Annotated in this window: 25 protein-coding genes; 20 read left to right on the top strand and 5 right to left on the bottom strand. The window is 72.4% G+C overall.

Annotated features, from left to right (window positions below; all coding sequences use genetic code 11):
* Nucleotides 1-12 precede the first annotated feature (12 nt).
* The 3 genes from NITAL_RS15425 to acs all read left to right on the top strand — a co-directional run bounded on the left by NITAL_RS15425 (nt 13) and on the right by acs (nt 5,078).
* Nucleotides 13-1,203 carry a hypothetical protein gene (locus tag NITAL_RS15425; protein ID WP_052667132.1) on the top strand — a complete coding sequence of 397 codons (1,191 nt, stop codon included), beginning with the start codon at nt 13-15 and terminating at the stop codon, nt 1,201-1,203.
* 143 nt (nt 1,204-1,346) lie between these two features.
* Nucleotides 1,347-2,867: an acetaldehyde dehydrogenase ExaC gene (gene exaC / locus NITAL_RS15420; RefSeq protein ID WP_052667131.1), complete on the top strand. Its 1,521-nt coding sequence runs from the start codon at nt 1,347-1,349 to the stop codon at nt 2,865-2,867.
* Nucleotides 2,868-3,119: 252 nt separating this feature from the next.
* A complete protein-coding gene (gene acs / locus NITAL_RS15415; RefSeq protein ID WP_052667130.1) occupies nt 3,120-5,078 on the top strand; it encodes an acetate--CoA ligase in 1,959 nt (652 codons plus the stop codon).
* A 106-nt stretch (nt 5,079-5,184) separates the two neighbouring features.
* On the opposite strand, the gene NITAL_RS28585 is transcribed toward acs, so the two are convergent.
* From NITAL_RS28585 to NITAL_RS15405, 3 genes are all read right to left on the bottom strand, one after another.
* Complete coding sequence (locus tag NITAL_RS28585) at nt 5,185-5,385, bottom strand: hypothetical protein (RefSeq protein ID WP_211262442.1); 201 nt, start codon at nt 5,383-5,385, stop codon at nt 5,185-5,187.
* Complete coding sequence (locus tag NITAL_RS28580; protein WP_211262441.1) at nt 5,382-5,735, bottom strand: hemerythrin domain-containing protein; 354 nt, start codon at nt 5,733-5,735, stop codon at nt 5,382-5,384. The genes NITAL_RS28585 and NITAL_RS28580 overlap by 4 nt, the downstream gene beginning before the upstream one ends.
* A 122-nt stretch (nt 5,736-5,857) precedes the next feature.
* On the bottom strand, nt 5,858-6,574 hold the full coding sequence (locus NITAL_RS15405) for an SDR family oxidoreductase (RefSeq protein WP_245617742.1): 717 nt from the start codon (nt 6,572-6,574) through the stop codon (nt 5,858-5,860).
* Between the two features lie 274 nt (nt 6,575-6,848).
* Here NITAL_RS15405 and mbhE point away from each other — a divergent pair, with 274 nt between their 5' ends.
* From mbhE to NITAL_RS15320, 17 genes are all read left to right on the top strand, one after another.
* Entirely contained in the window at nt 6,849-9,701 is a 2,853-nt protein-coding gene (mbhE, locus tag NITAL_RS15400) for a hydrogen gas-evolving membrane-bound hydrogenase subunit E (RefSeq protein ID WP_052667128.1), read from the top strand.
* Complete coding sequence (locus tag NITAL_RS15395; RefSeq protein ID WP_083441627.1) at nt 9,698-10,057, top strand: sodium:proton antiporter; 360 nt, start codon at nt 9,698-9,700, stop codon at nt 10,055-10,057. The genes mbhE and NITAL_RS15395 overlap by 4 nt, the downstream gene beginning before the upstream one ends.
* Nucleotides 10,054-11,598: a complex I subunit 5 family protein gene (locus NITAL_RS15390; protein WP_052667127.1), complete on the top strand. Its 1,545-nt coding sequence runs from the start codon at nt 10,054-10,056 to the stop codon at nt 11,596-11,598. Before NITAL_RS15395 ends, NITAL_RS15390 begins: the two co-directional genes overlap by 4 nt.
* 1 nt (nt 11,599) lies before the next feature.
* Nucleotides 11,600-11,935, top strand: coding sequence for a Na+/H+ antiporter subunit E (locus NITAL_RS15385; RefSeq protein WP_052667126.1), 336 nt, complete (start codon nt 11,600-11,602; stop codon nt 11,933-11,935).
* On the top strand, nt 11,932-12,189 hold the full coding sequence (locus NITAL_RS15380) for an MrpF/PhaF family protein (protein WP_052667125.1): 258 nt from the start codon (nt 11,932-11,934) through the stop codon (nt 12,187-12,189). The genes NITAL_RS15385 and NITAL_RS15380 overlap by 4 nt, the downstream gene beginning before the upstream one ends.
* Nucleotides 12,186-12,560 carry a monovalent cation/H(+) antiporter subunit G gene (mnhG, locus tag NITAL_RS15375; protein WP_052667124.1) on the top strand — a complete coding sequence of 125 codons (375 nt, stop codon included), beginning with the start codon at nt 12,186-12,188 and terminating at the stop codon, nt 12,558-12,560. Before NITAL_RS15380 ends, mnhG (NITAL_RS15375) begins: the two co-directional genes overlap by 4 nt.
* A gap of 134 nt (nt 12,561-12,694) precedes the next feature.
* Entirely contained in the window at nt 12,695-14,188 is a 1,494-nt protein-coding gene (locus NITAL_RS15370; RefSeq protein ID WP_052667123.1) for a complex I subunit 5 family protein, read from the top strand.
* Nucleotides 14,185-14,412, top strand: a complete 228-nt coding sequence (locus NITAL_RS15365) for a hypothetical protein (RefSeq protein WP_052667122.1) — start codon at nt 14,185-14,187, stop codon at nt 14,410-14,412. The genes NITAL_RS15370 and NITAL_RS15365 overlap by 4 nt, the downstream gene beginning before the upstream one ends.
* Nucleotides 14,405-16,144, top strand: coding sequence for a Na(+)/H(+) antiporter subunit D (locus NITAL_RS15360; RefSeq protein WP_052667121.1), 1,740 nt, complete (start codon nt 14,405-14,407; stop codon nt 16,142-16,144). The genes NITAL_RS15365 and NITAL_RS15360 overlap by 8 nt, the downstream gene beginning before the upstream one ends.
* The gene (locus NITAL_RS15355) at nt 16,141-16,746 is read left to right on the top strand and encodes a Na+/H+ antiporter subunit E (protein WP_052667120.1); all 606 of its coding nucleotides are present in this window, start codon (nt 16,141-16,143) and stop codon (nt 16,744-16,746) included. The genes NITAL_RS15360 and NITAL_RS15355 overlap by 4 nt, the downstream gene beginning before the upstream one ends.
* A complete protein-coding gene (locus NITAL_RS15350) occupies nt 16,743-17,063 on the top strand; it encodes an MrpF/PhaF family protein (RefSeq protein ID WP_052667119.1) in 321 nt (106 codons plus the stop codon). Before NITAL_RS15355 ends, NITAL_RS15350 begins: the two co-directional genes overlap by 4 nt.
* Nucleotides 17,060-17,419, top strand: coding sequence for a monovalent cation/H(+) antiporter subunit G (gene mnhG / locus NITAL_RS15345; RefSeq protein ID WP_052667118.1), 360 nt, complete (start codon nt 17,060-17,062; stop codon nt 17,417-17,419). Before NITAL_RS15350 ends, mnhG (NITAL_RS15345) begins: the two co-directional genes overlap by 4 nt.
* Complete coding sequence (locus NITAL_RS15340) at nt 17,416-18,057, top strand: DUF4040 domain-containing protein (protein WP_052667117.1); 642 nt, start codon at nt 17,416-17,418, stop codon at nt 18,055-18,057. The genes mnhG (NITAL_RS15345) and NITAL_RS15340 overlap by 4 nt, the downstream gene beginning before the upstream one ends.
* On the top strand, nt 18,054-18,491 hold the full coding sequence (locus tag NITAL_RS15335) for an MnhB domain-containing protein (RefSeq protein WP_052667116.1): 438 nt from the start codon (nt 18,054-18,056) through the stop codon (nt 18,489-18,491). Before NITAL_RS15340 ends, NITAL_RS15335 begins: the two co-directional genes overlap by 4 nt.
* A complete protein-coding gene (locus NITAL_RS15330; RefSeq protein WP_211262440.1) occupies nt 18,488-18,916 on the top strand; it encodes a cation:proton antiporter subunit C in 429 nt (142 codons plus the stop codon). The genes NITAL_RS15335 and NITAL_RS15330 overlap by 4 nt, the downstream gene beginning before the upstream one ends.
* Complete coding sequence (locus NITAL_RS15325) at nt 18,917-20,389, top strand: monovalent cation/H+ antiporter subunit D family protein (RefSeq protein ID WP_052667115.1); 1,473 nt, start codon at nt 18,917-18,919, stop codon at nt 20,387-20,389.
* A gap of 51 nt (nt 20,390-20,440) precedes the next feature.
* Nucleotides 20,441-21,283 carry a hypothetical protein gene (locus NITAL_RS15320; protein ID WP_169786857.1) on the top strand — a complete coding sequence of 281 codons (843 nt, stop codon included), beginning with the start codon at nt 20,441-20,443 and terminating at the stop codon, nt 21,281-21,283.
* Nucleotides 21,284-21,306: 23 nt separating this feature from the next.
* On the opposite strand, the gene NITAL_RS15315 is transcribed toward NITAL_RS15320, so the two are convergent.
* Complete coding sequence (locus tag NITAL_RS15315; RefSeq protein WP_211262439.1) at nt 21,307-23,463, bottom strand: ATP-binding protein; 2,157 nt, start codon at nt 23,461-23,463, stop codon at nt 21,307-21,309.
* Nucleotides 23,460-25,088 (bottom strand): acyl-CoA carboxylase subunit beta, encoded by a 1,629-nt coding sequence (locus tag NITAL_RS15310; RefSeq protein WP_211262438.1) that lies wholly within the window; start codon nt 25,086-25,088, stop codon nt 23,460-23,462. The genes NITAL_RS15315 and NITAL_RS15310 overlap by 4 nt, the downstream gene beginning before the upstream one ends.
* Between the last annotated feature and the right edge of the window lie 10 nt (nt 25,089-25,098).

Genomic DNA, 25,098 nt, shown 5'->3' with positions numbered 1-25,098 from the left:
CAGGGAGCGCGGGTGTCGGCACGTGACGAGCTGTGGTCGCGGAGGGACCAGGCCACGACGGCCTGGGACGGGTACGTGCACGCCGCCCGCCCCGACGCCGGCGTCCGGGACGAGGTCCGCGACTCGTGGGCCCGGTCGGCCCGGCACGTGCGGCCCGACCAGCCCGAGGCGCCCGTCGACGACCCCGACGCGACCGCCGAGGAGTGGCGCGCCTCGCCACTGTACGCCCCGATCCAGGCGCTGCTCCCCGAGCTCACCCGCGTGGCGATGGACGACTTCGTGGTCGCCGTCACCGACCCTGCCGGCAAGATCCTCTTCGCCCACGGCGGGCAGCGGATGCGGGACCGCGCAGCGCACGTGAACTTCGTCGTCGGTGGCCGGTGGGACGAGCTGTCGGTCGGCACGAACGCCCTCGATCTGGCGCTGCGGACCGGCACGCCCCAGACGGTGTTCTCGGCCGAGCACTACAGCGCGGCGGTGCACGACTGGGTGTGCTACTCGGCACCGCTGCACGACGCCACGGGACGGCCCCTCGGCGTGATCGATCTGTCGACGACCTGGGACCTCGCCCACCCGCTCGCCCTGGCGACCGCGACCACCCTGGCCCGGTGCGTCCAGCAGCAGCTCGACGCCGACGTCGGTTGCGGCACCCTCCAGCTGCGCACCCTCGGCAACGACCCCGTCGTGCACCACGGGGGCCGCGAGGTGCACCTGGCGCCGCGCCAGCTCGAGCTGTTGACGGTCCTGACGCTGCGACCGGCTGGCTGCGACCTCGAACAGCTCCACGCCGCGGTCTACCCCGACCACACCGCCTCGACCGGCTCCTGCAAGGCCGAGGTCTCCCACCTCCGGCGACAGCTCGACGGGCTGATCGGCTCACGGCCGTACCGGCTCACGGGCACCGTCGCCGCCGACCACCTCGAGGTCGAACGGCTGCTCGAGGCCGGGCTCGTCACCGCGGCCGTGACGCGCTACCGCGGCTCGCTCCTGCCACGCAGCAGCTCACCGGCGATCGTCGAGCACCGCGACTACCTCCACGTCGCCGTCCGCGACGCGGTGTTGCGCTGCTCCGATCCGACCCCCGCCGTGCGCTTCGGGCAGCTCGAACCGGACGATCTGGCCGTCCACGAGCACGCCTACGCGGAGCTCGACGAGGGCGATCCACGCCGGCCGCTCGTGCGTGCCCGTCTGCTCGCCACGTAGCCCGGCCCCCAGCGACACCGGTGTGGCCCCTACCGTCTCCCAACCTGCTCCGACGCACGCTGTGTCCGGGTCGTGTGAACGGGAGCTGTGCCCCACAGGGGACGACAGCCGCGGCCCGTGGACGCCACGAACGGGAGCAGACGATGGCGACGTACCAGACCCCGGGTACCCCCGGTTCGATCACCGAGTTCGAGAAGCGCTACGACAACTTCATCGGCGGCGAGTGGGTACCGCCCGTCCAGGGGCGCTACTTCGACGACATCTCCCCCGTCGACGGCCAGCCGATGTGCGAGGTGGCGCGGTCGACGGCGGAGGACGTCGAGCTCGCGCTCGACGCCGCCCACGCCGCGGCCCCGGCCTGGGGCACGACGCCCGTCGCGGAGCGGTCCCTGATCCTGCACCGCATCGCCGACCGCATCGAGGAGCACCTCGAGCGACTCGCGGTCGCCGAGACCTGGGAGAACGGCAAGCCGGTCCGCGAGACCAAGGCCGCCGACCTCCCCCTCGCCGTCGATCACTGGCGGTACTTCGCCGGGGTCATCCGAGGCCAGGAGGGTTCGATCGGGCAGCTCGACGCCGACACCGTCAGCTACCAGTTCCACGAGCCGCTCGGCGTCGTCGGTCAGATCATCCCGTGGAACTTCCCGCTGCTGATGGCGACCTGGAAGCTGGCACCGGCGCTGGCCGCCGGCAACTGCGTCGTCCTCAAGCCAGCCGAGCAGACCCCTGCGACCATCCTCATGCTGATCGAACTCATCGCGGATCTGGTCCCACCGGGCGTGATCAACGTCGTCAACGGCTACGGCCTGGAGGCCGGCAAGCCGCTCGCGTCCTCGCCGCGCATCGCCAAGGTCGCCTTCACCGGTGAGACCGGCACGGGCCGCCTCATCGCCGGGTACGCCGCCGAGAACCTCATCCCGGCCACCCTCGAACTCGGCGGCAAGAGCCCCAACATCTTCATGCCCGACGTCATGGACGCCGACGACGCCTTCCTCGACAAGGCGTTGGAGGGCTTCACGATGTTCGCCCTCAACCAGGGCGAGGTGTGCACGTGCCCCTCGCGGGCGCTGGTGCACGAGCGCATCTACGACGCCTTCGTGGAGCGGGCGATCGCCCGCGTGGAGCGCATCGTGGTGGGCGACCCGCTCGACGATGCCACGATGCTCGGCGCCCAAGCGTCCTCCGAGCAGCTGGACAAGGTGCTGGGCTACCTCGAGATCGGCCGCCAGGAAGGGGCGAGCCTCCTCACGGGCGGCTCGCAGCGGCAGGTCGAGGGTCGCACCGGCGGGTACTACGTGGAACCGACCGTCTTCGAGGGCGACAACCGGATGCGGATCTTCCAGGAGGAGATCTTCGGGCCGGTCCTCGCGCTCACCAGCTTCCGTGATGCCGAGCACGCGCTCGAGCTGGCCAACGACACTCTCTACGGCTTGGGTGCCGGCGTGTGGACCCGGGACGGTGCGACCGCCTTCCGGCTGGGGCGCGGTATCCACGCCGGCCGCGTGTGGACCAACTGCTACCACCAGTACCCGGCCCACGCCGCGTTCGGTGGGTACAAGGGGTCGGGCATCGGCCGCGAGAACCACCTGATGATGCTGGACCAGTACCAGCAGACCAAGAACCTGCTGGTGTCCTACAGCCCGGACGCCCTCGGGTTCTTCTGACCCACCCCGGTGGGTCGGCCCGCGTGGACGAGGCCGGCCCACCCGCCGCCGGTCGTGGCTCGGCCCCGCCGGTCGGCAGCCGGCTGGACCCGGCTGGCGGGCGCAGGGACCCGGCTGGCGGGTCACCGGCCCCGGTCACCGGGTGACCAGGGCCACGTCGGCTCCCGGCGCACTACCGTCGAGGGCCGGGAGCGAGACGACCAACGGCGCCGCGGGGTCCAGCCTGCGGCGACACAGGACGAAGGGAGCACCGTGGCATCGGACGCGATCGAGGGCCTGCTCGACGAGGCGCGCACCTTCCCGCCGCCGGGCGAGTTCAAGGCGGAGGCCCGGACGACCGGCGCCGAGATCTACGACGAGGCGAACACCGACCGCGAGGGCTTCTGGGCGCGGCAGGCCGCCGAGCTCGAGTGGTTCGAGGAGTGGGACACCATCCTCGACTGGCAGGCGCCGTACGCGAAGTGGTTCGTCGGCGGCAAGCTCAACGTCAGCCACAACTGCGTCGACCGGCACGTGGCCGCCGGTCACGGTGACCAGATCGCCTACCACTGGGAGGGCGAGCCGGGCGACACCCGGACCATCACCTACGCCCAGCTGCTCGAGGACGTGCAGCGTGCAGCGAACGCGCTCAAGGAGCTCGGCGTCGAGCGCGGCGACCGGGTGGCGGTCTACCTGCCGATGATCCCCGAGCTGCCGGTCACCATGCTGGCGTGCGCGCGCATCGGCGCGGTGCACTCGGTGGTGTTCGCCGGGTTCTCCGCCCAGGCGCTGCGCGACCGCATCAACGACTCGGACTGCAAGGTCGTGGTCACCGCCGATGGCTCGTGGCGTCGTGGCAGCGTGTTCCCGCTGAAGGAACACGTCGACGAGGCGCTCCAGGACACGCCGTCGATCACCAAGGCACTCGTGGTCAGGCGCACCGAGAACGACGTCGCGATGCAGGACGGCCGTGACGTGTGGTGGCACGACCTCGTGCCCGGCCAGGCGGCCGAGTGCGAACCCGAGTCGATGGACAGCGAGGATCTGCTCTACCTGCTGTACACCTCGGGGACCACCGGGAAGCCCAAGGGCATCATGCACACCACCGGTGGGTACCTGACCCAGGTGGCCTTCACCCACCGCGAGGTGTTCGACCTGCGGCCCGACAGCGACGTGTACTGGTGCGCGGCCGACATCGGCTGGGTCACGGGCCACAGCTACATCGTCTACGGCCCGCTCGCCAACCGCGCCACGTCGGTGCTGTACGAGGGCACCCCGAACTTCCCCGCCGAGGACCGGTTCTGGGACATCATCGAGCGGTACGGGGTGACCCAGCTCTACACCGCCCCGACCGCCATCCGCGCGTTCATGAAGTGGGGTGACCACCACCCCGAGGGGCACGACCTGTCGAGCCTGCGCCTCCTCGGCACCGTCGGCGAGCCGATCAACCCCGAAGCGTGGATGTGGTACCGCAAGGTCATCGGCGGGGACCGCTGCCCCGTGGTCGACACCTGGTGGCAGACCGAGACCGGCGCCATCATGATCAGTCCGCTCCCGGGCGCCACCACCACCAAGCCCGGGTCGGCGACCTTCCCGCTCCCGGGGATCTCGGCCGACGTCGTGGACGAGAAGGGCGAGTCCGTCGGCATCCCCGGCGGCGGCTACCTCACCCTCGACCAGCCCTGGCCGTCGATGCTGCGTGGCATCTGGGGTGACGCGAAGCGCTACGAGGACACCTACTGGTCGCGCTTCCCGGGCCGCTACTTCGCCGGCGATGGCGCCAAGCGCGACGACGACGGCTACTTCTGGCTCCTCGGCCGCGTCGACGACGTGATGAACATCTCCGGCCACCGCATCTCGACCACCGAGGTCGAGTCCGCGCTGGTCAGCCACCCCTCCGTCGCCGAAGCCGCGGTCGTCGGACGCGCCGACAGCCAGACCGGTCAGGCCATCGCCGCCTTCGTCACCCCCCGCGGCGGCATCGACGGGGACGACGCCCTCGCCAAGGAGCTGCGCGATCACGTCGCCAAGGTGATCTCGCCCATCGCCAAGCCCGCGTCCCTGCTGTTCACCGCCGACCTGCCCAAGACCCGCTCCGGCAAGATCATGCGGCGCCTGCTCAAGGACATCGCCGAGGACAAGCAGCTCGGCGACACCACCACCCTCGCCGACGCCTCCGTGGTCGACAGCATCAAGGGTCGCTACCTGTCGGACGGCGGCGGCGACGGCTGACCACCCCGGTTCGCTGACGCCCGGCGGGCCGGCGATGGTCGGCCCGCGGGCCCGCGGGCCCGCGGGGCCCGCTGGCGCTGAGGTGGGACCAGCGGCCGGTGGGCCGTCAGCCGTCGTCGAGCAGACCCTCCTCCTCGGCCTCGGCGACCAGCCGCGCGACGTTGCGCACGTCGCCAGGCGACCCCGCGAGCAGCTCACCCCGCACACGCCGGAAGGCGCGGCCGAGCTCGGCGCGCTGCACGTCGGGGACGTTCTCGCGCGCGGCGTTGAGCACGTCCCGCTCCTCCTCGTCGAGGTGGTGGGTCAACGCCTCGGACAGCTCCTCGAGCGCGCCGCCTCGAACGCGTCGTCGTCGGCCGCGTCGATCCGCTGCAGAGCGAGCAGCGCCTCGTGGCCCTCGGCGTGCTCCTCGGCCCCGTGCTCGATCTCCTCGGCCTCCTCGGGGGCCTTGCGCTTCAGGGTCGGGTAGACCTCGCGCTCCTCGGCCTCCGCGTGGGCCACGAGCAGATCGGCGAGGTCGGCCAGCACCGCCGACCGGTCCGTCGCGCGGTTGCGCAGCTCGCGCAGGAGACGTTCGAACTCGCGGTGGTCGGCGAGGATGAGTTCGACCACGTCCTCGCCGTCGACGGCGTCCGCGCCGGTCGGGGTCCGACTCACAGGTGCCTCCATGGCTCTCGGGCCGCCGGCGGCGACCGTCTCCACGGGTTCCTACCGGCAGCACGGGACGGATGGGCCGTGCCGCCCCGCTCGACCGGTCAACCGTCGCCCGCCCCGACCCCTCAGCCCTGGTCGATGGACAGGAGGGCGAGCTCGACGGTGACCACGTGCGGAGGCGCGGCCAGGACCTCGACGATCCGGTCCGCCACGTCGGAGGCGGGCAGGCCCTGGGTCGCCGTCACCTCGCCCAGCCGGGCGGCGGTCGGGTGGCGCTGGCCCTCGAACAACGGGGTGTCCACGAACCCGGGCGCGACCACGGTGGTGCGCACGCCGTCGGGAGCCAGCTCGCGTCGCAGGCCCTCGGTGAGCATGTGCACCGCGGCCTTGGACGCCGCGTACACCCCGAGCTCGGGGGATCCGAGGCGTCGACCCGACATCGACGAGACGGTCACCACGTCGGCGTGGTCGGCGGCGGTCAGGTGTGGCAGGGCCGCCCGGACGGCGTGGAGGGTGCCGAGGACGTTCACCTCCAGCATGGTGCGCCAGTCCCCCGGGTCGGCGTCGAGGATCCCGCCGGGGCGGGCGAGGCCGGCGGCGGTGACGAGGCCGTCGAGCCCGCCGAACTCCTCCGCTGCGTGCTCGGTCGCCGAGGTGACGGCCGCCAGGTCGGTCACGTCCGCGGGGAGAGCCACCCCGTCGAGCTCCGCAGCGAGGCCCTCGAGCACGTCCGCGCGCCGGGCCAGCAGCGCGACCTGTCCCCCCGCGTCGGCGACGGCACGCGCCACGGCCGCGCCGATCCCCGATGACGCCCCGGTCACCAGCACCCGCCGACCGTCCATCGCACCCACGTCACGCTCCTGCACCGAGGCCGAACGCAACGCTACCCCTGCGGCGGTTCCGGCCGACGGGCCGGGTCGGCCATACTGCGCCGCCCCCCCCGGCGCTCCCCACCGCCCCCCGGCGCTCCCCACCACCCCCCGGCTCTCCCCCACCGCCCCCCGGCTCTCCCCCACCGCCCCCCGGCACGGCCATCTGGCCGGCCCGTCCCCGAGGTAGCCGTCCCGTGCGTCCGACCCCGCCGGCCGTCACCACGCCCCCGCCAGGTGCGCGGTGATGCTGATCGCGGCGGTGTTCGCCGTCCTCGCGTTGGCGGCGGTCACCCCGCTGCTGGTCCGGCTGCTCGGTCGTGACGCCGGCTACCTCGGCGCCCTGGGCCTGACCGGCATCGCGGTCTGGCTCGCATCGCAGGCGCCGGCGGTCCTCGACGGCGAGCCCGTCACCTCCGAGCTGCGCTGGATCCCCCAGGCGGACGTGGCGTTCTCGCTGCGAATGGACGCGCTCGGGCTGCTGTTCGCGGTGATCGTGCTCGGGATCGGCGCGGTCGTGCTCGCGTACGCCGCCCGCTACTTCGGCCGTGAGCAAGGCGCGAAGGCCTCGCGCTACCTGGCGCTGCTGACCTTCTTCGCCGGCGCGATGCTGGGGTTGGTGCTCGCCGATGACGCCATCGTGCTGTTCGTGTTCTGGGAGCTGACCAGCATCTCGAGCTTCTTCCTGATCGGGGGGCTCGGCGAGGGCAAGGCTGGTGCCACCCGGGCCCTCCTGGTGACCTCGATCGGTGGGCTGGCCCTCTTCGCCGGCGCGATCCTCCTCGGGGTCGTCGGTGGGACCACCTCCCTCAGCGCCCTCGCGGCGGACCCGGCGGCGGTGGTCGCCTCCCCGCTGGCACCCCTGATCGTGGTCCTGCTGCTGGTGGCGGTCGCGACCAAGTCGGCCCAGGTCCCGTTCCACTTCTGGCTCCCGGGTGCCATGGTCGCCCCCACCCCGGTGAGCACCTACCTGCACGCCGCGACCATGGTCAAGGCCGGCATCTACCTGCTGTTCCGCACCACCGGCATCCTCAGCGAGGTGCCGATGTGGACGCCGACGCTGGTGGTGCTCGGCGGGGTCACCGCCGTCTACGCGGCCTTCGTCGCCGTCACGCAGGACGACCTCAAGGGGCTGCTCGCGTTCTCGACCGTGAGCCAACTCGGGATGATCGTGCTGGTCCTCGGTGTCGGGACCCCGTTGGCCGTCGGCGTCGCCGCGCTCTACACCCTCTCGCACGCGCTCTACAAGGCGACCCTGTTCATGACGGTCGGCATCGTCGACCACGAGACCGGCACCCGGTCGCTGGCGCAGCTCGGTGGGCTGCGGCGCACCCTGCCGCTCACCGCAGTGGCCGGCGCCCTCGCCGCGATCTCGATGGCGGGACTGCTGCCGCTCGTCGGGTTCGTGGCCAAGGAGGAGGCCTTCCACGCCCTGATCGCCGGCACCGACCTCGCGTGGGTCGGGCCGGTCGGGGTGACCCTCGCCGTGCTCGCCAGCTTCGGCACCTTCGCCTACAGCGCGCGCTACTACTTCGGCACCTTCGAAGGCCCGGTCCGGACCGAAGCCCACCGCGCACCGATCGGGTTCGCCCTCCCCGCCTTCCTGACCGGCGCTGCGGGGCTGGCGCTCGGTCTGCTGGTCCCGGTGCTGGACACCACCGTCAACGCGGTCGCTCGGGACGCGACGGCCACCGACCCGCACCTCCACCTCGCGCTCTGGCACGGGTTCACCCTGCCCCTCGGCCTCTCGGGGCTGGTGGTCCTGGTCGGGACCACGCTCTTCCTGCGCCGTGACCGGGTCATCGCCACGCTCACCCGGCGACGGCTGCCCCGAGGCGAGGACGTGTTCGACCGCTCCTACGACGGCCTGCTCGCCCTCGGCGGCCGGATCGGCCGGAGCGCGGTCCCGGACTCGCCCGCCGCCTACCTGCTGCCGATCCTGGCCGTCGCGCTGGTCACCGTCGGGATCGTCACCGCGGGTCTCGACCGCACCCTGCTCGGCCCGCCGGCGCCATCGCTGCCGGGGGACGCCGTCGTGATCGTGCTGCTGCTCGGCTCGGCCGGCACGGCGGTCGCCGCCCGCGGCCGGCTCGCCGCCATCGCCGCGCTCGGCCTCACCGGCTTCACGGTGGCGGTGTGGTTCGTCCTCCTCGGCGCGCCCGACCTCGCCCTGACCCAGCTGCTGATCGAGACGCTCACCGTCGCCCTCGTCGTCCTGGTCTTCCGTCGCCTCCCGGGACGGTTCCCGGACGCGGGTGACCGCCGCCGGGGCGTGGCGGTGGTCGCGGCCCTCCTGGTGGGTACCGGCGTCACCATCGCCACGTACCTGGCGACGGGACGCCGCGAGCTGTCCGAGGTCGGTCAGCGGCTGCTGGCCGAGGGCGAGGGCCTCACCGGCGGCGCGAACGTCGTCAACACCATCCTGGTCGACTTCCGCGCCCTGGACACCCTCGGCGAGGTGGTCGTGCTGGCCGTCGCCGCCCTCGGCATCCTCGCCCTCGTCCGCCTCGTGCCACGCGACGCGGTGCCCGCGCCGCGCGACCTCACCGACGCCGCCGAGTCCGAACCCGCGCTCGGCGATGCCCGCTTCGGCGGTCCGGGCATGATCGGCAGCCCGATCCTGGCCACCGCGAGCCACCTGCTCAGCCCCGCGATGATCATCGCGTCCCTGTGGCTGCTCGTGCGCGGCCACGATGCGGTCGGCGGCGGCTTCATCGGGGGTCTGGTCGCCGGTTCGGCGGTCGTCCTGCACTACTTCAGCCACGGCCACGCCGAGGTGTGGCACCGCCGCACGACCCGGACGGTGCCGACGATGGGGATCGGCGTGTTCATCGCCGCCGGGTACGGGCTCGCCGGGCTCGCGGTCACCGGGTCGTTCCTCGCCGGGGGCAAGATCCCCGTACCGATCGTCGACTACGTGGCCGCCTCGTTGGTGTTCGACATCGGCGTCTACATCGTCGTGGTCGGGCTGGTGGCCGCGATCATCCGCCACCTCGGCCAGGGTGTCGGCCCCCACGAGCTGCCGGGCGACGACGACCGTCCGACCGACCTCGCCTCCGTCGAGAAGGTGCCGTCCACGACCGCGGGGGGTGGCGCGTGACCGCGGCACTGATCGTCGGGATCCTCGCCGCCGCCGGCACCTACCTGGTGCTGCAGCGGGGCATCGTGCGCATCACCCTCGGGTTCGTGCTGCTCGGGCACGCCGCCACCACCGCCCTGCTCGCGGCAGGTGGCGTCGGGCGGCGTGGTCTCGCCTTCGTCGGCGCGGGAGGGACCTCCGGTGATCCGTTGCCGCAGGCCTTCGCCCTGACCGCCATCGTGATCTCGTTCGGGGTCACCGCCTTCCTGCTCACGCTCGCCTACCGCGGACGCGACACCCTCGGCCACGACGACGTCGAGGCGCCGGACATGACCGGCTCGCTGGCCGACCCACACACCCCAGGGGACAGGCCGTGAGCGCGCTCCTCGTCGCCCCGCTGGCGCTGCCCCTGACGTTGGCCGCGGTCCTCCTCCTCGTGCGCCGCTACCCCACCGTCCAGCGGGCGATCTCGTTCAGCGGCGTGACGGGCCTCGTCGCGGTCGGGATCAGCCTCGTCGCCGCGACCTCCGGCGGCACCGTCCACGCGACGCGCGTCGGTGGCTGGCCCGGTGGTCTGGCCATCCCCTTCGTGGCCGACGGGACCGCCGCCCTGCTGGTCGCAGCCGCGTCGATGGTCAGCCTGCTGTGCCTGGTGACCGCCGCCGCCCGAGGTGAGGACCACCACCCGCTGTTCCACCCGCTCGTGGCGGTGCTGCTCGCCGGGGTCCTCGGCTCGTTCACGACCGGCGACCTGTTCAACCTCTTCGTCACCTTCGAGGTGATGCTCATCGCCTCCTACGTGCTGCTCGCGCTCCGCGGCGGCACGAGGGAGGTCCGCGCCAGCACCGTCTACGTGACCGTCAACCTGCTCGCCTCCGCGCTGCTGCTGATCGGGATCGCGCTGCTGTACGGCGCGGCCGGCACGGTCGAGCTGGCCGCGCTCCACGGCGTCGTCGCGGACGTGCCGGGCGCCGTCATCGGTGCGACGCTCGTCGCCGTGGCCGTCGCCATCAAGGCCAGCCTCGTCCCCGTCCACAGCTGGTTGCCGCGGGTCTACCCGGTGGCCGGGCCGGCGACCACCGCCCTGTTCTCCGCGCTGCTCACCAAGGCCGGCGTCTACGTCCTGCTCCGCCTGGACAGCACCGTCTTCGCGGGCATCGAGGGGTTCCGTCAGGCGGTCCTCGTCGCCGCCGTGGTGACGATGGTGATCGGCGTGCTCGGGGCCGTCGGCCGCGGCGACGTGCGCGGCATCCTGTCGTTCCACATGGTCAGCCAGGTGGGCTACCTGGTGCTGCCCATCGGCATCGGGACGGTCGCGGGCTACACCGCGGGCCTGGTCTACCTCCTGCAGTACCTGGCGGTGAAGGGATCGTTGTTCCTGTCCGCAGCGGCGATCGAGACGCTGACGGGCACCGGCCAGCTCGCCCGCCTGGGCGGGATGCTGCGCACACGTCCCGCGCTCGCCATCGGGTTCCTGTTGCCGGCGCTGAGCCTCGCGGGCATCCCGCCGACCTCCGGGTTCGTCGGCAAGTTCCTCCTCGTGACCGCGGCCTTCGACGAGCGCCTGCTCTGGGCCGGCGGCATCGCCGTGGCCGTCAGCTTCGCCACCCTCCTGTCGATGCTCAAGATCTGGAACGGCGTCTTCTGGGGCGAGCGCACCACCGAGGTCACCCGCGAGCCAGGCCTCGCCGCGTTCGGGATGGCCATCCCCGCCGGTGGCGCGGGCGGCGACGACCCCGCGGTCCCGCGTGGGGTCCGCACCCCCCGCACGATCGCGCTCGCCGCCCCCGCGCTCCTGGTCGGCGCGCTGGTGCTCGCCCTCGGTGTGCTCGCCGGCCCGCTGGTGGACCTCGTGCAGCCCGCCGCGGAGACCCTGGCCGACCCCCAGCCGTACCTCGACGCCGTGCGGGAGGCCTGACGTGAAGCGGTGGCTGCTCAAGCCCTGGCGCATCGTGTACGCGCTGGCGTACTTCCTCGCCGAACTGCTGCTCGCCAACTTCCGCCTGGCCTGGGACGTCGGGACGCCGGGGCTGCCGTCGACGGCGGGCATCATCCGGGTGGACACCGGCGCGCGGACGTCGGCCGAGATCTGGCTGGTGGCCAACGCCATCTCGATGACCCCGGGCACGCTGACGCTCGAGGTCGACCCCGACGGGCACCACCTCTACGTCCACACCCTCTACGCCGAGGACCGCGAGGCGTTCGCCCGCCAGATCGGCGCCTTCGAACGTGCGCTGCTCGGAGCGATGCGATGATCGTCCTCGACATCGCCCTCGTGGCCCTCGGCGTCGGGTTCGCGCTCGGGATGGTCCGCGTCATCCTCGGACCGAGCGTCGCCGATCGCGCCGTGGCCACCGACCTGTGCCTGTTCACCGTCGTCGCCGCCGTCGCCCTCACCGTCCTCCGCACGGGCGCGGAACAGTTCGAGGACGTGGTCCTGATCGCGACCCTCCTCGGGTTCCTGGCGACGATCGCCCTCGCGGCGCTCGTCGGGAGGGAGGGCGAGTGAGCACCGTCATCGCCAACGGCCTGATCCTGATGGGGGTCAGCCTCGTCGTGCTCGGCGGCGTCGCCGTCCTGCGGTTGCCCGACGTCCTCGCCCGGACGAACGCAGCCACCAAAGCGGCGGGCCTCGGGCTAGCGTCTATCCTCGCCGGCACCGCGGTCGCCCTCGGGACCCGTGACGCCTACCTCAAGCTCGGACTCGCCATCGTCGTGCAGTTCATCACCGCACCGGTCGCCGGTCACGTCCTCGGACGGGCGGCCTACCGTGCCTCCCCCGAGGAGCTGACGCGGTTCCTGGCCATCGATGATCTCGCTGACGGCGACGGCGGGGTCCCACCGCCCCGTTCCGGCGACGAGCGGGGCACCACGCGCTGACCGCTCGTCGCCACGTGCGGCACCCGGTCCACCCGGCGGGCGTCGCACGAAACCTCCCACGGGGGTCCGCGTAGCCACGTCCCCCGACCCGCTCCCCCCGCGCCGCGAACCGACCACCGACCCGAACGAGGCCGATGGCTCCCGACGCTTCCCCGCTGCCGCTCCTGGCGGTCGCTCTGCCCTGCCTGACTGCGGTCCTGATCGTGGTGGCTCGGCGGAGCCCGCGGGCGGCCGAGCTCCTGCTCGGTCTCGGGGCGCTGGCGACCTTCGGCGTCGTGGCCAGCCTCGCGGTCGCCGTCCGCGCCGGGCGGACGCCGACCACCGAGCTTTGGGAACTGATCCCGGGACTGTCGCTCTCGCTCCGCGCCGACGGCATGGGCATCGTCTTCGCCGGTCTGGCGGCCCTGCTGTGGGTCCTGGCCTCGAGCTACGCCGTCGGGTACATGCGTGGTGACGACGCCCAGCACCGCACCCGGTTCTACGCCTTCTACGCCCTGTGCCTGGCCACCGCGTTCGGCGTCGCGTTCGCCGGCGACCTGTTCACCTTCTTCATCGCCTACGAGCTGCTGACGGTCTCGACCTACCCGCTCGTCACCCACAACGGCAACGACGCGGCGATCGCCGCCGGCCGGCGTTACCTCGCCTACCTCCTCGGTGGCGGGGTCCTGGTGCTGTTCGGCCTCGCGATCCTCACCGTCCTGGTGGGCGACGTGACCTTCGTGGCCGGCGGGTTCGTGGGCGATGCGCTGGGGCCGGTGCTGACGTCGGTCACCTTCCTGCTCCTCGCGGTCGGCTTCGGCACCAAAGCGGGCCTGATGCCGCTGCACCGCTGGCTGCCCGCGGCGATGGTCGCGCCGACGCCGGTCTCAGCCCTCCTGCACGCGGTCGCGGTCGTCAAGGGTGGCGTGTTCGCCTTCGGTCGGCTGATCGGGTTCGTCTTCGGACCGGACGTGCTCGACGGCCTGGCGGTGACCACCCTCCTCGCCGTGGTCGCGGGGGCCACCATCGTGATCGCGTCGATCGTCGCGCTCCGCCAGGACCACCTCAAGCGCCGCCTGGCCTACTCCACCATCGCTCACCTGGCCTACATCGTGCTCGGGTTCGCGTTGCTGGCGCCGACCACCTTCGAGGGGTCGCTGCTCCACATCGTCAACCACGGGGTCCTCAAGATCACGCTGTTCTTCTGCGCCGGCGCGCTGCACGTGCACCTGCACCTCGACCACGTCAGCGAGCTCGACGGCGTCGGACGCCGGATGCCGTTCACCATGGCCGCCTTCGCGGTCGCCAGCCTCGGGCTCGCGGGGCTGCCACCGATGGGCGGGTTCCTCAGCAAGTGGTACCTGGTGCTCGGCGCGTACGAGGCCGAGCAGTACCTCGCCGCCGCGGTCATGGCGTTCGGCGGACTGTTCACGGCCGCCTACCTCTTCCCGGTCGTGTACCGCGCCTTCTTCCGCGGCCCCGTCGTCCCGGAGACCGTCCCCGACCGTCCGCGCGACGCCTCGCGTCTGATGGTGGTGCCGCTGTCGATCACGGCGGGGCTCGGTCTGCTCCTCGGGCTCGGTGACCTCTTCGGGGTGTACGACCTCGCGAGCACGGTCGGGGCGTCCGTCGCGGAGGTGGCGCCGTGAGCCTGCCGCTGCGTGTGACGCTCGCCGCGCTCGTCGTCGGCATCCTCGTGGACCTCGCCACGGGCTACTCGCTGTTCCCCGGCTACCCCGCGCTGCTCGGCCTGGGCGGTTGCACGGTGATCATCATCGGCTCGAAGTGGCTCGGCGACCGCTTCCTGCAGCGGGGCGAGGAGTACTACCCCGGCGAGGCTCCCACCGACGAGCAGGAGGACCTCCGTGGCTGACCTCCTCCTGCACCCGGCCCTGCCGCTGCTCGCCGCCGCGCTGCTGTGCCTCGTCCTGCCCGCCCGGGCCGGTCGTGTGGTCGTGGTCGTGGCGCCCCTGGTGGCCCTCGTGCAGTTGAGCCTGCTCGAACCCGGCACCTCGGTCACCGGCACGTGGCTCGACTTCGACGTCGAGGTCCTGCGCGCCGATCGGCTGGCCCGCGCGTTCGGGGTCATCTTCGCGATCGCGGCGGGCATCGCCGGCACCTACGGCCTGCGCACCCAGTCCCCCCGCGAACGGACGTCGGCGCTCACCTACGCCGGCGCGGCCATGGCCGTGGTCTTCGCCGGCGACCTGCTGACCTTCTTCGTCGCCTGGGAGATCAAGGCGATCGCCAGCACCTTCCTGGTCCTGCAGCGCCGTGGCGGGAACAGCGGTCGCGCGGGGATGCGCTACCTGTTCGTGCACGTGCTCGGCGGCAAGCTCCTGCTGGCCGGTGTGCTGTGGCACCTCGCCGAGACCGGGTCGTTGGCCTTCGAGTCGTTCGCACCCTCGCCCGCGACGGTCCTGATCCTGCTGGCCTGCGCCCTGTCGGCGGCCATCCCACCGCTGCACGCCTGGCTGCCCGACGCCTACCCCGAGGCGTCGATCGCCGGGACGGTCTTCCTGTCGGCGTACACCACCAAGGCGGCCGTCTACGCGCTCGCCCGCGGTTTCGCCGGGTGGGAGGTGCTGATCTGGGTCGGCGTCGTGATGGCGCTCTACGGGGTGGTCTACGCCGTCCTCGAGAACGACGTCCGTCGGCTGCTCGGCTACCACATCATCAGCCAGGTCGGGTACATGGTGGCCGCCGTCGGTATCGGCACCGAGCTCGCGATCAACGGGGCCACGGCCCACGCGTTCGCCCACATCCTCTACAAGGGGCTGCTGCTGATGGGCGTCGGGGCGGTGATCCACGCGACGGGCCGCTCGAAGATGACCGAGCTCGGCGGCATCGCGAACCGGATGCGTCCCGTGCTCGCGCTGTACATGGTCGGCGCGGTCTCGATCTCGAGCTTCCCGCTCTTCAGCGGCTTCGTCTCCAAGGAGCTCGCCGTCCAGGGGGCCAGCGCCGCGGGCTTCGGCGCCGCGGTCGTGCTGCTCAAGGTGGCGTCGGTGGGGACCTTCCTGCACACCGGCCTGAAGCTGCCGTACGGCACGTGGTTCGGGCCGCAGGGACCCGGACCGCGTACCGATGCCGGCCAGCCGTTCCGCGTCGGGCCGGTCCCGCCGTCGATGTACGTGGCCATGGCGATCAGCGCCGCGCTGAACCTCGCCATCGGGGTCCGGCCGGCGCTGCTCTACCAGCTGATGCCCTTCGAGGTCACCTACGACGTCTACACCCTCGGCAAGGTCGTCGAGACGTCACAGATCCTGCTGTTCACGGCGCTGGCGTCCTGGTTGCTGCTCGACCGTCTCGGCGCCAAGGCGATGATCAGCCTCGACGCCGACTGGTTCTACCGTCGCCTCCCGCGTCGGATGGTGGAAGCCCGGTTGCCACGGCTCACGCGCAGGGCCCCCGTGGAGGGGCCGGTGGCCGACGAACCCGCACCGGCGGGCCTGCTGGTCCGCGCCCGTGCACTCATGCTGGAGCGTGCCGCGGAGCGGCCGCCGGGCGCCCCGCCGCCGGTCGCGGCCACGTGGTTGCTCGGGACGGTCATCCTCGGATCGGGTGTGCTGCTGCTCGGCCTCAGCCTGGTGGTACGCGTGTGAGGACCCTCCGTCTCCTGCTGCTGTTCTCCCTCCTGATGGCGTTCTGGCTGCTGCTGTCCGCGCGTTTCGATCCGCACCTGATCGCCAGCGGCGCGATCGCGGCCGCCATCATCACCCTGGCGGCCGCCCCGCTGCTGGAGCGCACCATCGGCCCTGCAGCGACCCACCCGCGGGTGCGGCTGCTGCCCGCGGTGCCGTTCACGGTGTGGCTGCTCGGGCGGATGTTCGTCTCCGCCGTGCAGCTCGCGCGGATCGTGCTCGACCCCCGCCTGCCGCCCGAGCCCGGGATCGTGAGGTTCCGGACCGATCTGACCAGCCCGGCAGCACGGACGGTCCTGGCCAACGCCATCACCCTGGTGCCCGGAACGATGACGATCGAGATCATCGGCGACGAGCTGACGGTCCACTCGTTCACGCCGGACGCGGTCGAGGACATCGCGACGGCGGCGCTGCAGAACCGCATCGCCGCCGTGTTCGGCGATGGTCCGCAGACGCCACCCGAGCTGCTGTGGGACGCCGGGCACACCCTCGGCGGGTACGTGCTGGCCGAGGCGGACGCCGCCCACCCCGAGCGCCCGTACCACGAGGAGGACCCGTCGTGAGTCCCTTCCTGCTCGGCTTCACCCTGGTGGTCGCGGTCCTCATCCTCGTCGGGCTGCACCGTGTCTGGGTCGGCCCGACGGTGTTCGACCGTCTCATCGCCGTCGCCCTGCTGACGGTCAACGGCGTGATCGTCCTGGTCCTGCTCGGCTTCCTGTTCGAGCGGCCCGCCTTCTACCTCGACATCGCGCTGGCCTACGCGCTGCTCGCGTTCGTGCTGCCGATCGCCATCAGCCGCTACTTCGAGCGGCCCGAACCCCGCGAGGTCCGCGATCACCCGTCACCGGGGGACGCACCGGGTGAGGAGGTGGACCGATGATGATCGCCGCGTCGACCGTGCTGATGCTGGCGGGCATGCTGTTCCTGGTGGTCAGCACCGTCGGTCTCGCCCGCCTGCCCGAGGTCTACACCCGGGCGCACGCGGTCGCGAAGTCCGAGACGCTCGGGCTCATGCTCGTCTTCGCCGGGTTGTTCCTGCGCCCCGAGCTGGACGCACCCGGCGCCGTGCGGCTGGCCGCGATCCTGGTGTTCTCCATCATCGCCAACCCCACCGCTGTCCACGCGCTGGTCCGCGCAGCGCGGCGGGAGGGTGTGGGTTCGTGGCGCGCCGCTCCCCTCAGCGGCCCGCCCGACCGGAGCCCCACCGAGGCAGACGACGGCGAGGAGCCCACGTGATCGTCCCCCTCGACCTGCTGCTGCTCGTGGTCCTGGTGGTCACCGCCGTCCTGGCGCTGCGCGCCCGCGACCTGCTGACCGCGGTCGTGCTGCTCGCCGCCTACAGCCTCTTCGCTGCGCTGCTGTTCACCGCGATGGGGGCCGTCGACGTGGGGCTGGTCGAGGGTGCCCTCGGCGCCGGGCTGACCGGCGTGCTGTTCATCGCCGCGATCCTGGTGACCACCAACGACGCCGCCGAACGGTCCGACCGTGGCCGACGGTTGCTGGTGCTCCCGTTCATCGCCGGCTTCCTCGGCCTGGTCGTCTACGCATCGACCGGGCTCCCCGATCGCGGCGCCCCCGATGCTCCCGCCCAGCGTGGCGTGTCGACCGAGTACCTCGAGCGGTCCCTCGAGCAGACGCAGACCCCGAACGTGGTGACCTCGCTGCTCGCCGACTACCGCTCCCAGGACACCCTGGGCGAGACCCTGGTGATCCTGACGGCCGCGCTCGCCACCGCGCTCATCCTCGCGCGCCGACCCGACCGCCCCGAGACCGACCCCGGGCAGGAGACCTCGACGCAGGACGATCCCGAGATCCGTCGCCGCACCTCGGGGGTGGCCGAGCCCGGCCCGGACCGACCGGAGGGTCGACGATGATCGGCGCCTACCCGAGCGAGGTCGTCCGCGTCACGTGCGCGGTGCTCAGCCCGTTCATCGCGATGTTCGGGGTCTACGTCATCATCCACGGCCACTACGGGCCCGGGGGCGGGTTCGCGGGCGGCGTGTTCGTCGCCATGGGCGCCATCCTGCCACGGCTGACCCTGGAGGAGGAGGTCGCCTACCGCCTCGTGCCGCAGAGCATCGGGCCCCTGGCCGGTGGCATCGGGATGCTGCTGTTCCTGCTCGTCGGCGCCGCACCGCTGCTGGCGGGCGGCGCGTTCCTGGACTACGGCGCGCTCGAGATCGCCGGGATGGCCACCAGCCGCGTGCGCTACTTCGGGATCCTCGTGGTCGAGATCGCGGTCGGCCTCGCCGTGTTCGGCGCCCTGCTGATGATCTTCGACGTGCTGACCCGGAGGGTGCGGACGTGATCGACCTCCTGCTCGACCGGTACGTCTACTGGTTCGTCTTCGCCCTGCTCGCCATCGGCCTGTTCGGGATGTTCGCCCTCGGCAACCTGGCCAAGAAGCTGGTCGGGCTGGTGATCTTCACCACGGCGATCTACCTGTTCTTCATCCACGGCAGCCTCGCCACCGGCGCGACCGCCCCCATCATCGACCCCGAGCTCGGCACCGACCCGGCGCTCTACGTCGACCCGCTCCCCCACCTGCTCATCCTGACCGCGATCGTCGTCGGTGTCGGGGTCCTCGGCGTCGGCCTGGCGCTGCTCGTACGCATCCACCGCACGCACGGGACCTTCGACGAGGCGGTGATCGCCGAGCGCCTGTCCGGTCGTGGCCGCCCGCTCGGGACCGGCGCCGACGACGTCGCCGCCACCGACGGGCGGGGTGCCTGAGTGTCGCAGCTACCGATCCTCCTGCTCCTCCCGCTGCTGTTCGGCTCGGTCCTCGCCGTGCTCGCCGGGTTGTGGCGCCCCGTGGCCGCACAGGTCGTGGCCGTCGTCGCCACGGCCAGCACGCTCGTCCTCGCGCTGATCGCGCTGGTGACCGTCACCCGTGACGGGACGCTCACCCACGAGCTCGGCGGCTGGCCGCCACCGTTCGGGATCGAGTACGTCCTCGATCCGTTGTCGGCCTACATGGTCGCCCTGGTCGCGCTCATCGGCACGATGGTCGTGCTCTACCCGACGAAGGCGGCGTTCGACCTCGAGCCCGGCCGCGGGGTGCCGCTCTACCCGCTCGCCCTGCTGCTGCTGACCGGGCTGGTCGGGGTGATGCTCAGCGGCGACCTGTTCCACCTGTTCGTGTTCCTCGAGATCTACGCCATCTCGACCTACGCCCTGATCTCGCTCGGCGGCGATCGGGCCGTGTTCGCCAGCTTCCGCTACCTGCTGCTCGGCACGGTCGGCAGCGGCCTGTACCTGCTCGGCGTCGGCTTCCTGTACTTCTCGACCGGCACGCTGAACATGGCCGATGTGGCCGCCCAGCTGCCCGACCTGGCCGCCGATCCGGCCATCCTCGGCTCGATGGGCCTGATCGTCCTCGGCCTGGCGTTGAAGATGGCGCTGTTCCCGCTGCACGTGTGGTTGCCCGACGCCCACAGCTACTCGCCGCCGGGCGTGGCGGCCCTGCTCGCTGCCGTGCAGGTCAAGGCCGGTGCGTACGCGCTGATCCGCATCCTGTTCGACGTCTACGGCCCGGCCTACGCCGGTGACGGTGTCCCGGTCGACATCGCGCTCACCTGGTTCGGCGCCGCCGGGATCGTCGTCGGTTCGGTCCTCGCCATCCAGCAGACCGACGTCAAACGCATGCTGGCGTACTCGACGGTCGCTCAGCTCGGGTACATCGGGCTCGGCATCGGGCTGGCCACGCCCCTCGCCCTCGTCGGTGCCCTGCTGCACGTGCTCAACCACGCGCTGATGAAGGCCGGGCTGTTCCTGGTCGCCGGTGGGATCCTGCAGCGCACCGGCTTGAAGGAGATCGCGCGGTTCGCCGGGCTCGGCAAGCGCATGCCGCTGGTCATGACCGGGTTCGCGATCGCGGCCCTGTCCATGGTCGGCATCCCACCGACGGCCGGCTTCTTCTCGAAGTTCTACCTCGTGTCCGCCACCGTCGAGACCGGGGACTGGATCCTGGCCACGATCGTGGTCGGTTCGAGCCTGCTGACCGCGATCTACTTCCTGCGCCTGTTCGAGCGCATCTTCGTCCTGCCGCCGCAGGAGGCGGTGGTCGCCGAGGCCGTCGAGCCGGAGCCGCGCATCGTGGTGACCGTCGGCGTCCTCGCCGCGGGGGTCATCGCCGTCGGACTCGGCAACGCGGTGATCGTGCGCCAGGTCCTGCGCCCCGTGGCCGAGGGTCTCCTCGGTTGATCACCGGGAGGCACTAGCGTGCTGGTCCACCGGACCGGATGGACCCTGACCGTGCGCCAGCGTGTTGCGACGTCGCTGCTCGTCGCCGTGCTCGCGGCGGGGCTCGTCTCCTGCACGGGGGACGATGCCGAGCCGGCGGACCCCGTCACCGACGACGCGACGGGGGACGAGGGCGCCTCCTCCACGGGGCCCACCGTCGCCGACCCGACGCTGTGCGTCATCGACGGTGAGGCCTGTGTCGGTGATCCCGGTGATCCGCCGGGCACCGGGCTCGTCTGTTCGGGCACCGCCGTCCTCGGGGCCGCCGCATCGCCCGGCGCGCTGGTCGGCAGCATCACGCTCGACGACCAGCCACTGCTGCGCGTGGACGTGCCCGCGGCCGACCTCACCGATCGCGACGGTGAACCGGTGGCCCTGCGCTTCGCCCTCGGCGTGCCCGTCCCTGAGGGCGAGTACCGCTGCCGGTTCGACCTCGGGGGTGAGCTCACGCAGGCGACCCTCTCGGTCGACGGGCCGAGCGAGGTCTTCTGGGACCACCGGGTGTGCGACCGCGAGGACGCGCTGGAGCTGTCGCCCGGTGTGCTCGCGTGCAGCACCGACGCCGACCGACTCCCCGCCGACACCGCCGCGGTCGCCTGCACCACCGGGGTCCGCCCGGGCGGGCAACCCCTGCAGCTGACCTACAGCACCACCCTCGACCGCGGGCACGACCCCGAGCCCGCGACCCTGGCCATCGACCCGGGTGAGCTGCCCATCGCGACCGCGAACGGTGCGGTGGACGCCGCGTTGTTCGGCGGGTCGGCCGGCGACCCGCTGCCTGCGGGTGAGCACACCTGCCGGTTCGAGCTCGAGGACGGCAGCGTCGCCAGCGAACGCACCTTCCGCATCGGCTGAGATGCCGACCGGCTCCTCGGGGCTCACGACGCCTGGGGCGCCTCGGGCTCGTCGGGCGTGACGACGACGAGGATCTCGTCGGCATCGACCTGCTGTCCGGCAGCGACCCGGACCTCCTCGACCGTCCCGGTGACAGGTGCGGTCACGCGGTGCTCCATCTTCATGGCCTCGACCGTGCACAGCAGGGCGCCGGCGTCGACCCGGTCCCCCACGGCGACGGCGACGGTCACCACCGCCCCCGGCATCGGGGCGAGGGTCGCGCCGGCGACGGCCTCGTCGGCGACCTCGGGGAACCGTGGCAGCTGGTGGACGGTGACCCGTCCCGCGGGGGTCCGGACCGCGTGGGTGGCGCCCCGAGTGGTCACGCGGACCCGGCTGCGGTGCCCGTCGACCTCGAGGTCGAGCTCCTCGCCGCGTCGGCCGTGCACGCTCGCGGTGACCTCAGCGCCGGCCTTCCCGTCGTCGTCGAGGGTCCAGACCGCGGTGCGGCCGTCGCGGAGCGCCCGGTAGCGCAGCCGTCGCACGTCACCCTCGACCGCGACGGTCACCTCGGGGTCGAACGCCGCCGCGTTGGTGAACCCGGGCGGCACGCCCGGGAGCGCCGCAGCGCCCTGGACCGCGAGCTGCCCGGCACGCTGGTCGTCCACCGTCGTGAGGAGCGCGGCGATGGACGCCAGCTGCGTCGCCTCGGCGGTCGGGGGGAACCGGCGGGCCTCGTCGTCGGCGTAGCGCTCATCGAGGTAGGCGGTGGTCGTGTCCCCGGCGAGGAACGTCGGGTCACGCAGCACGTCGACGAGCAGGTCGCGGTTGGTGGTCGCGCCGAGCAGGACCGTGTCGTCCAGGGCGCGTGCCAGCCGGCCCGCAGCCTCGGCCCGTGTGGGCGCGGACGCCACGACTTTGGCGAGCATCGGGTCGTAGTGCACCGACACGGTGTCGCCCTCGACCACGCCGGCGTCCCACCGCACGCCCTCACCGTCGGCCGGATCGAAGGCGTGCAGGGTCCCGCTCGCCGGCAGGTACCCGCTGGCGGGGTCCTCGGCGTAGAGACGCACCTCGATGGCGTGTCCGACCTGCCGGAGGTCGTCCTGAGCGAACGGGAGCGCAGCGCCGGCAGCGATCAGGAGCTGGCACCGCACCAGATCGAGCGGGGTCAGCGCGCCGGTCGCGGTGTCGTGGACGTGCACGACCTCCTCGGTCACCGGGTGCTCGACCTGCAACCGGGTGTTGACCTCGAGGAACGCGAAGCAGTCGCGGGGTTCGACGGGCTCACCGGCACGGCGGGCGGCGAGCTTGGTCTCGTCGGCGATGAACTCGACGGTGCCGGCGTTGACGTACCCGATGGCCGCGGCGGCCTGGACGGCCGCGGCGCAGAGGGCGGCACGCACCTCGTCGTCGATACCAGGCGACGGGGTCTCCTCGACGACCTTCTGGTGGCGACGCTGGATGGAGCACTCGCGTTCGAAGGCGTGCACGACCGTCCCGTGCACGTCACCGAGGACCTGGACCTCCACGTGCCGGGGCCGGGCCACGAACCGTTCCAGGAAGACCGTCCCGTCCCCGAAGGCGCCCTCGGCCTCCCGGCGCGCGGCTGCCACCGCGTCGACGAGGTCCGCGGGACCTTCGACGACACGCATGCCCTTGCCGCCCCCACCGGCCGCCGCCTTGACCATCAGCGGGAACCCGACCTCCTCGGCCAGCCTCGCGAGCTGGGCGTCGGGTAGCTCGCCGTTCGGCAGCTCGGCGCCCGGCACGAGCGGGACGCCGGCCGCAGCCATCCGCCGCTTGGCCTCGAGCTTGTCACCCATCGCAGCGATGGCCTCGGGCGTCGGCCCGATCCAGGTCAAGCCCGCGTCCTGGACCGCACGGGCGAAGCCCGCGTGCTCGGCGAGGAAGCCGTAGCCGGGGTGCACCGCGTCGGCGCCGGTCCGCCGGGCTGCCTCGACCAGCGCGTCGACCCGGAGGTAGGACTCGGCCGGGGTGGCACCGCCGAGCCGCACCGCCTCGTCGCAGACGTGGACGTGCAGCGCACCGGTGTCGATGTCGGAGAACACCGCGACGGTCGCGACGCCCATCGCGCGGCAGGTCCGCGCGATGCGGACGGCGATCTCGCCGCGGTTGGCGATCAGGACCTTGCGCGGCAGTGGGCCGCCGGTCGTGGGGCGCGGGTCGGCGGCGCTCACATGCGGAACACCCCGTAGCCGGTCGCACCGGCCACCTCGCCCGTGTGCACGGCCGACAGCGCCAGCCCGAGCACGTGCCGGGTGTCACGCGGGTCGATCACGCCGTCGTCCCACCCCTGCCCGGTGGAGAACAGCGCGTTGGATTCGGCCTCGATCTGGGTCTCGACCATCTGGCGGATGGCCGCGTCCTGCTCGTCGTCGTAGACCTCACCCCGGTTCTCGGCCGCCGACCGGGCCACGATGGACAGGACGCCGGCCAGCTGCTGCGGCCCCATCACGGCGATGTGGTGGTTCGGCCAGGCGAACAGGAACCTCGGGTCGTAGGCACGGCCGCACATGCCGTAGTTCCCGGCCCCGTAGGAGGCGCCCATCATCAGGGTCAGGTGGGGCACCTCGGAGTTGGTGACCGCGTTGATCAGCTTCGCGCCGTCCTTGATGATGCCGCCCTGCTCGTAGCTGGTGCCGACCATGAACCCGGTGATGTTCTGGCAGAACACGATCGGCACGCTCATCCGGTTGGCGAGCTGGATGAACTGCGCGCCCTTCTCGGCCTCCTGGCTGAACAGCACCCCGTTGTTGGCCAGCACGCCGACGGGGAAGCCGTGGATCGATCCCCAGCCGGTCACGAGGTTGGTGCCGTAGAGCGCCTTGAACTCCTCGAACCGTGACCCGTCGAGGACCCGGGCGAGGACCTCGCGGGCGTCGAACGGTTCGCGCAGATCGACCGACGCGATGCCGAGGAGGTCCTCGGGATCGTGCACGGGTGGGTCGGCCGGCTCGGTGGGGCCGGGGCCGAGCTTGCGCCACCGCAGGCGCGCGACGATCTGCCGGGTGGCCCGGATGGCGTCGAGTTCGTCGTCAGCGAGGTAGTCGCCGAGGCCGGAGGTACGGGCGTGCATGTCGGCGCCACCGAGGTCCTCCTCGTCGGCTTCCTCGCCGGTGGCCATCTTCACCAGCGGTGGGCCGCCGAGGAACACCTTGGAGCGTTCGCGGATCAGCACGGTGTAGTCGGACATGCCGGGCACGTACGCGCCACCGGCCGTGGACGACCCGAACACCACCGAGATCGTCGGCACACCGGCCTTCGACAGCGCCGTCAGGTCGTGGAAGGTGCGGCCGCCCCGGACGAAGATGTCCTTCTGGGTGCGCAGGTCCGCGCCCGCCGACTCGGTGAGGTTGATCACCGGTAGCCGGTTCTCGCGCGCGATCTGCAGGCCGCGGAGGGCCTTGGTGAGCGAGTAGGGGTTGGACGCGCCGCCCTTGACGGTGGGGTCGGCCCCGCCGACGTAGCACTCGACGCCCGCGACCCGGCCGATGCCCGAGACGGCCGAACCCCCGGGGTGGAAGTCCGAACCGTGTCCGATCAGCGGCTGGATCTCGAGGAACGGGCTGCCGGGGTCGAGGAGCAGCGCGAGCCGTTCGCGCAGCAGCAGCTTGCCGCGGCCACGGTGCCGGTCGACCTTCGCCGGGCCGCCACCCGCCCGGGCCTCGGCGAAGGCCTCGTCGAGGCGTGCGAGCAGTTCGAGGTTGGCCGCACGGTTGCGCTGGGCGTGCTCGGCGGTCGGGTCGAAACGGCTCGCGAGCACGTCGGTGACCGCTGGGGCCGCTGCCTGTCGCGCTCCCACCTCGGACCCT

This window comes from Nitriliruptor alkaliphilus DSM 45188 (assembly GCF_000969705.1).
GTDB classification, from domain to species: domain Bacteria; phylum Actinomycetota; class Nitriliruptoria; order Nitriliruptorales; family Nitriliruptoraceae; genus Nitriliruptor; species Nitriliruptor alkaliphilus.
This window is presented reverse-complemented; position numbering and strand designations above follow the sequence as displayed.

Excerpts from the sequence above, each read along its gene's own strand:
- exaC (WP_052667131.1), top strand. The coding sequence starts at position 1,347 with ATGGCGACGTACCAGACCCCGGGTACCCCCGGTTCGATCACCGAGTTC.
- NITAL_RS15405 (WP_245617742.1), bottom strand. The coding sequence starts at position 6,574 with ATGGACGGTCGGCGGGTGCTGGTGACCGGGGCGTCATCGGGGATCGGC.
- mbhE (WP_052667128.1), top strand. The coding sequence starts at position 6,849 with ATGCTGATCGCGGCGGTGTTCGCCGTCCTCGCGTTGGCGGCGGTCACC.
- NITAL_RS15380 (WP_052667125.1), top strand. The coding sequence starts at position 11,932 with ATGATCGTCCTCGACATCGCCCTCGTGGCCCTCGGCGTCGGGTTCGCG.
- NITAL_RS15370 (WP_052667123.1), top strand. The coding sequence starts at position 12,695 with ATGGCTCCCGACGCTTCCCCGCTGCCGCTCCTGGCGGTCGCTCTGCCC.
- mnhG (WP_052667118.1), top strand. The coding sequence starts at position 17,060 with ATGATGATCGCCGCGTCGACCGTGCTGATGCTGGCGGGCATGCTGTTC.
- NITAL_RS15335 (WP_052667116.1), top strand. The coding sequence starts at position 18,054 with ATGATCGGCGCCTACCCGAGCGAGGTCGTCCGCGTCACGTGCGCGGTG.